General features: G+C 60.8%; 8 protein-coding genes and 1 pseudogene. 7 read left to right on the top strand and 2 right to left on the bottom strand.

Annotated features, from left to right (window positions below):
• The coding region (locus tag WCA53_RS16455; protein WP_423912487.1) for a hypothetical protein at positions 1–248 on the bottom strand (248 nt) is incomplete at its 3' end.
• Here WCA53_RS16455 and WCA53_RS16450 point away from each other — a divergent pair.
• From WCA53_RS16450 to WCA53_RS16420, 7 genes and pseudogenes are all read left to right on the top strand, one after another.
• Positions 184–578: pseudogene (locus WCA53_RS16450) on the top strand (antitoxin Xre/MbcA/ParS toxin-binding domain-containing protein). The gene WCA53_RS16455 and the pseudogene WCA53_RS16450 overlap by 65 nt on opposite strands.
• Positions 579–612: 34 nt before the next feature.
• Positions 613–969, top strand: coding sequence for an RES family NAD+ phosphorylase (locus WCA53_RS16445; protein ID WP_423912484.1), 357 nt, complete (start codon positions 613–615; stop codon positions 967–969).
• Complete coding sequence (locus WCA53_RS16440) at positions 902–1,051, top strand: RES family NAD+ phosphorylase (RefSeq protein WP_423912482.1); 150 nt, start codon at positions 902–904, stop codon at positions 1,049–1,051. The genes WCA53_RS16445 and WCA53_RS16440 overlap by 68 nt, the downstream gene beginning before the upstream one ends.
• A 539-nt stretch (positions 1,052–1,590) precedes the next feature.
• A complete protein-coding gene (locus WCA53_RS16435) occupies positions 1,591–2,523 on the top strand; it encodes a LysR family transcriptional regulator (RefSeq protein ID WP_423912479.1) in 933 nt (310 codons plus the stop codon).
• A 518-nt stretch (positions 2,524–3,041) separates the two neighbouring features.
• Positions 3,042–3,809 carry an SDR family NAD(P)-dependent oxidoreductase gene (locus WCA53_RS16430; RefSeq protein ID WP_423912474.1) on the top strand — a complete coding sequence of 256 codons (768 nt, stop codon included), beginning with the start codon at positions 3,042–3,044 and terminating at the stop codon, positions 3,807–3,809.
• A gap of 170 nt (positions 3,810–3,979) precedes the next feature.
• Positions 3,980–4,288 (top strand): ArsR/SmtB family transcription factor, encoded by a 309-nt coding sequence (locus WCA53_RS16425; protein ID WP_423912469.1) that lies wholly within the window; start codon positions 3,980–3,982, stop codon positions 4,286–4,288.
• 128 nt (positions 4,289–4,416) lie between these two features.
• Positions 4,417–4,659 carry a tyrosine-type recombinase/integrase gene (locus WCA53_RS16420; protein WP_423912491.1) on the top strand — a complete coding sequence of 81 codons (243 nt, stop codon included), beginning with the start codon at positions 4,417–4,419 and terminating at the stop codon, positions 4,657–4,659.
• Between the two features lie 539 nt (positions 4,660–5,198).
• On the opposite strand, the gene WCA53_RS16415 is transcribed toward WCA53_RS16420, so the two are convergent.
• Positions 5,199–6,131 carry a hypothetical protein gene (locus tag WCA53_RS16415; RefSeq protein WP_423912466.1) on the bottom strand — a complete coding sequence of 311 codons (933 nt, stop codon included), beginning with the start codon at positions 6,129–6,131 and terminating at the stop codon, positions 5,199–5,201.
• Positions 6,132–6,525: the final 394 nt, after the last annotated feature.

The raw sequence follows: 6,525 nt of genomic DNA, 5'->3' as shown, positions 1-6,525 counted from the left end.
CCGGCAATAAGGTCCAATACACCGAGCACGGATTTCATCACGCCCTCTCTTGCGTCACCGCATTCCAGTCGCACACAGTAAACGATCGGCGACGACGCGTTATTCCTCGGCCATGGTCGCTCTTTCGGATCGCAATTCGCAGACAATTGGCGGCCCGTTTTATTCCGCGCACGATGATGGCGGATTCGTTCTTCACAACCGCCGTGTGTCGACTCGCCGATAAAGATCGCCGCCGTGGTGGTGCTCACGCCCGTGCCACACTCGGTCGCGGAACTCGACGACCGCGTTCGCGAGGGCTTGCCTAAGTCGGCGCTGCGCGAAGGGGTTGAGCACGCTACGCGCAGTCCTGAAGAACGCAGGGCATTGCTCGCGCGCATCGTGCCCGAAGCGACTGACTTGCACGTATCTTCGCGACAGCCAACTACGTATGGGATGACGAAGACGACGCTCGCGAGTTTTTGAACACGATGCATCCGTTGCTCGATGGCCGAACGCCGCTCGACGTGGCGATGACGGAGCTTGGCGCACGACGGGTCGAAGAGTTGCTCTGGAAATTGTTCTACGGGGTGCCGGCGTGAGGTATTTCATGACTGCAGTTGAGGCGCCGGCCTGATGCAGATTTTTAGGATCGCGGATAGCCGGCATCCGGTGTGGAGCGGTACCGGGGCGATGCCGGTCGGCGGCCGTTTTAATAGTCCTGGTCGTCCCGTTATCTATGGCGCGCTGAGCTTCGCCGGCGCCATGCTCGAGGTGCTGGTGCACTCGCGTATTGGGAGAGTCCCGCGTCATCATGTGTGGGTGCAAACTGAGGTTCCTAACACCGTTTCGATCGAGCGGATTGAGGTGGATGATCTGCTCAGAGGCTGGGATGGACCGCACCCGAAGATTGCCCGAGCCGTAGGTGACGCGCTGGATAGAGGAGGGCAGATCGGCGGTGTTGATCGTTCCTTCAGTGGTCGCGCGCGCTGAATTCAATGCATTGGTCAATCCAGTACATCCTGACGCGAAGCACTTGTTGATCACAGAGCCTCAACCGGTGGATGCTTCCTAGCCCGGCTAACCAAAGCCATGCAGTCGTAGTTTGCGGCAGTCCATGCCAGAGCGGCCACCAAGCTGTAAGCAGCACGCCGACAGCGCTCTGCCACCAGGACAACGCAAACGAACTAACTCGTTTCGCCTTGCGCGCGATGAACGGAAAGCCAGCATAGGCGACGGCACCCACGAGGCATAGGGCGACGCCGGTCTGATAAGACGATGTCGCGATCAAGCTCGTCTTGCTTCCAATGAGTCCGCTGGCGAGTACAAGTCCGGCCAGCGCTACAACGCAAGCAATGACCTGCGCTTTGGATACGCGCTCACCCAGCCACCAGGCACCCAGACCGATGACGAAAAAGGGCTGGATGTCCGATAAAACGCCTTCGCCCCTTACGACTTCAGTGTCCGCTTCAGCAGGGGTCGTTACCGACGCTCGCGGCCCGCGTATGGCCCCCGCAGTCTGTCGCATCCTGTGATCCCAACACCGAAGACATCAAACACAGATGCTCGGTAGACTGTGCTCTTTGCTTACAACAGTCTGCACGAGGAGACAGCATGGACCGCATGACGGCAATGGAGACGTTCGTAACCGTGGTGGACGCGGGTTCATTCTCTGCCGCCGCTCGTCGGCTAAAGTTGGGCCAGCCGGCGGTCTCGAAGGCTATTGCTCAACTGGAAGAGCATCTCGGCGCGCGGCTCCTGCTCCGTTCGACCAGAGGCCTGACGCCGACAGATGCAGGCCAGCGATTCTACGAGCACGCCTGCCGCGCGATCGATGAGGCGGATCAGGCAGAGCAGGTGGTGCGCGAATCGTCGGACGGACTTTCAGGGCGCTTGCGGATCGGTGCGGCAGTCACGTTCGCGCGGCTGCATGTTCTGCCCTCGCTCAAAACCTTCCTCGACCGGCATCCGAAACTGAGTGTCGATATCATCCTTGACGACCGCTCTATCGATCTGCTCGAACAGGGCATTGACGTGGCGCTCCGCATGGGTACGCTCGACGACTCGGCGATGACCGCCAGGCGCATCCTGCGGGGACGTCGACTGGTTGTCGGCACGCCGCGGTACTTCGCGGACGCTGGCATTCCGAACAAGCCGGCCGAGCTCAGCCGGCACCAGGCGATCGTTTACTCACTGCGAGGCGGTGGCGAGTCCTGGTCGTTCAGCCGCAACGACGGTACAGAGGTCGCGGTGGCCGTGTCGGGTCGCGTCAGCGTGAGCGCCGCCGAGGGCATGCGCACGGCGGTGTTGGGGCACATGGGCCTCGCCGTCGCGTCGGAATGGATGTTCTCACCCGAACTCGCCGACGGCACGGTGCAGGCCGTTCTCACCGAATGGACGCTGCCGTCCATCGACGTCTGGGCAGTCTTCCCATCAGGACGCATGGCGACGACGAAAGCGCGCGCCTTCGTCGCTTTCGTCGAGGATCTGCTTGGCGGGCACGGCGGCAGTATGGGCGTCGCCCCGGAAGCCACTTTTGTCGATTGATACGCTGCCCTCCGAAAACCGCAACATGGAAGTCTTCGAGTTGTCCGCTCGTGCATTCGCGACGACTTTCTCAAGCACCGCAAACATGTCGCCCGGATCGGAACGGCGCCTGCAGTCCGGATTGGCTTTCGAGTAAAGCGCGATGCCGTCTCGCCCAATCACGTACCGCGCTGGCGTAGGCAGAGTCCAGCTGGGGTCGTCGTTGAACGCCGGGGAGTCGTTTCTCAGGCGCCTGTACAACAGTTATCCGGGCAGGCATATCCCGCGCAGACGCATCTGCGGCCTTGCGGAGTGAAGTAACGGCGATGCTTTGCATGTCGATGGGTTTCTCCGCATCAGGAAAGCGCACTGTGCCAGGAATAGGACCTATTCCTCGCCGATTACTACCGCGCACCCCGCCACGCGTGGACGATACGCCTCTACCAATGCACGAACGCATTGGCGCACATGCAGCAGTCCGCTAGTCCCTGCGTAAGGGCATGTGAGCGGACCGTTCAAAACTCACTATCGAGGTAATCATGACGCAAGCTCTGAAAGGCAAACTCGCACTCGTGACCGGCTCTTCCCGCGGCATCGGAGCCGCCATCGCAATCCGTCTCGCGCGGGACGGCGCATCCGTCATCGTCCACTACGCGTCGAGTCGGGAACGGGCAGATGCGGTGGTCAAGGCGATCCGCGATGCAGGTGGCGAGGCTGAAGCAGTTGGCGCCAATCTGTCGAAGCCGGAGGGGGTGACGGCGCTGATCGATGCATTGAATGGCGTCTTCCGCGGCAAGTTCGAAGGTCGGCTCGACATTCTCGTCAACAATGCAGGCACCGTCGAATACGGGCCGTTCCTCGAGTCGTCGGAAACGTCTTATGACACGCACTTCAACCTCAATGTGCGAGCCCCGATCGAACTGGCGAAGGACGCGGCAAAGCGCATGATCACGACGGGGTGGGGACGCATCATCAATGTAGGCTCTGCTTTTGGCGAAGCAGCGCCGCTGCCTGGTGTAACGCTTTACATCGCGTCGAAATTCGCCATTCGGGGATTCACGCGCGGCCTTTCGCGCGAACTCGGGAAGTTCGGTGTCACCGTCAATGCGGTTCAGCCCGGCCCGATCGACACCGAACTGGCTCCCCAACCGGGGACGGAAGAACACGCAACGATGACTAAGCTCGCCAGCGTGGGTCGCTTCGGCAAGCCCGAAGAAATCGCAGCGGCGGTGGCGTACCTGGCGAGCCCCGAAGCGGGCTACACCACCGGTGAAAGCTTGACGGTCGATGGTGGATGGATTGCCTGAGGAAACCGACGAGCGTTTCCGCTGACACGCTGCGAGGCTTGATTCGCTCGCAGACGTGCGCGTGAGTCCGGAGCGCGTGCGGGCGCAAAAGCATGCGCACGCGGTTCCCACGTCGTCGCTGCGCGGGTCTGCCAGAGCAAACGACATTCGACAATAGCTGAGCTACGGAAATGGACGAAGACACCAGATTGCTTGCTTTGAGCGCGATAGCACAGCACTCGCGATTGGCTATCTTCCGGCTGCTCGCGGCCGTGGGGCCGCGCGGGTTGTCCGCAGGAGAGATTTCTGCGCAGTTAGGAATCGTTCCGTCCAGCCTGTCTTTCCACCTCAAGGACATGTCGCGCGCGAACCTTGTATCCAGCAACCGGGAGGGGACCTTCATCTATTATTCGGCGGCCCTGGATGCCATTCATGGAGTTATCGGCTTTTTGACTGAACACTGCCTTGCTGGCTCCGCAAGGAATCCTTCTTCCCGGTAAGTCTTTGACACGACACTGGGTCGAGACGATCTGATGGCGAAGATGCATCGGGTGTACGTTATGCGCGCTATCGCGGCGACATTACACTGGATTTGGCCGCCGCGGTTCCAGTCGTGGCCAACTGGTCGATGCCGTCAATTCCACGTGGGATCGCCCCAGATCAAACACGGCAGTTGTCAGCCAGCATCGATCAGCGAAGCGCAACTGGTCGTCGAGACTATGCCATTTTGCTTTTGCTTGCTCGATTGGGGCTGCGCTCCGGGGAAGTAGCGTCGCTTGAGCTGGATGATATCGACTGGAGCGCGGGACGTTTGTGCACGGCTATGAAGCGCCACGAGCCTGTGAACGGACCGCCTGGACGGCTGGCTTAGGTTGCAATGAACCAGTCGATAGCCACACGCGACGCGATTTCGAACTCACCGAGATACGGGTCGAACTGTCGGCACCTGGTCGGTCATGACCAGCCGTTTGGGTTCGAGTGCGCGCTCGTATGCCTTGAGCGCTAAATCGGTGGCGGCCGTGTGATCGTGCTCGGCGACCACCATCAGAAGGGGCGTCGGCGATACGCGCTCGATATGGTCCCCCGGATAGTGCGGATCATCAGCATTGGGATTTGATGTACAGGAGCGGCACCCAGACGTCTTTTGGGCGGGTGCTTCCTTGCCATTGCCTTAAAAGTTTTCACGCTCTAGTAGCGCGACGCACATGGACCGATAAAAGCGGACTCAACCGACGAAATCAGGATAACCGGGGTGCGAGCCGTTGCAAGCGAGAGGTCGCAGCTATCTGGGAAAGATGCGGCATCAAGTGCTCCCCGGGCGCGGTGGGAAGGGCGGTTGAATCTGCTTGCGATGTCCACCACGCTCTAGGCCGGCCGATCGGACCCAGTGACCCTCGCCTGCTGCGCGGCCTACTGGGCGGTCTGCTGGCGTTGATACTCGTCGTGCTTCATTTGCATGTAGTCGGCGCGGCTGACCTCGTGCAATTGCCGCGGATATTGCTCGGTCGCATCGAACCAGTCAGTTAGGCGTTTGTCGAGGCGGGCGTTGGGCGGACTGGAAAGCGCACCCAGGTAGGCATCGATGGCGAGGTAATAGCGCATGGTATTGCGTTCCACCAGACCGCGCACGCCGCCGATGTACTGCGTCTCGTCCGTCGACAGATCGGGCGTGGACGAAAAGCCAACCTTGTCGCTACCGATCGTCGCCAGATAGGTTTTCATCGCAAGCCGTCCAACCGTGCCGTAGCCGTAAGCGTAGGTCAGATGGATAAAGGTGCGGCTATCGGCCGCGGGTATCGCCTCCAGCACGATACGGTAGTCTTTCGTGCTCAGCGGACCCGTGGCGGCGGAGAGCTCCACGCGAAGATAATCCGGGCTGCTCGCTGCCGGGCGATAGTTGAATTGCACGCGGTAGGACGAGGAAAGCGATTCCTCGGTTTTCTTGCCGATGTTCACCGCGAGGACCGTACCACTTGCGCTCGTCGATGCATGGCAGTACTTGGTGTTCAGGTGCAGGATCAGCACGTCGCACCAGTTGGCCGGGCCCTGAGTCGGGTCGTTGAGCGTGCCGTTGACCGCTGCGAACGGATAATTGACCACGCCGTAAATATCGCCCTTGAGTGCCGAGGGCAACTCCTGCGATTCGAGGTAAAGCGGTCGCTGAAACTGATTGTGCGCGAGCTGCTGCGTCAGACTCTGGAATTTGTCGCGCAGGCTCGCCGCGTTGTCGGCCGCTTGCGCGAAGGCGTTCTGGCACACGCAGCAAAACACTGCCAGAATCGCGGCTATCAACCACTGTCGCGCTCCCCGGTTGCCTGCTGGGAATTTGGCAAGCCTGCCCATGGGCGTCCTCTTATTTTGGCTCAGGTTGCGGGGCGCCGTCCGTGGATCGGATCGTGGCGCGCTGGTCGCCCTCGCATTCTTGCAGGCGGTGGCGTGGTTTGTACATCCGTAATCGCCGCTGTCTTGCAATTGGTCGGAATAGACCGATAAAACGCAGCTCTGCTGCTCAGCGACGTTCAAAGCGGCTGTCGTCTGGGCTGGTCGCCCATCGTCAGGTAGGGAACCCATACCAGCCGTTGACGCCTTGAGGGACCAATGACCGCTGTGGGCCGATGACCTGCCAAGCGACTCGAAGGAATGAATGGCTGCTGCGCTCAGTAAGCTGCCGATTAGATGGCGCCAGGGCCCGGCGTCCAGAGTGGACCGATGATGGCCGCTCGGGCAGCGATGCTCG

The sequence above is a fragment of the Caballeronia sp. genome (assembly GCF_049581465.1).
Taxonomy (GTDB): Bacteria; Pseudomonadota; Gammaproteobacteria; order Burkholderiales; family Burkholderiaceae; genus Caballeronia.
Note: the sequence above shows the minus strand (reverse complement) of the source record. Positions and strands in the feature narration are given on the sequence as shown.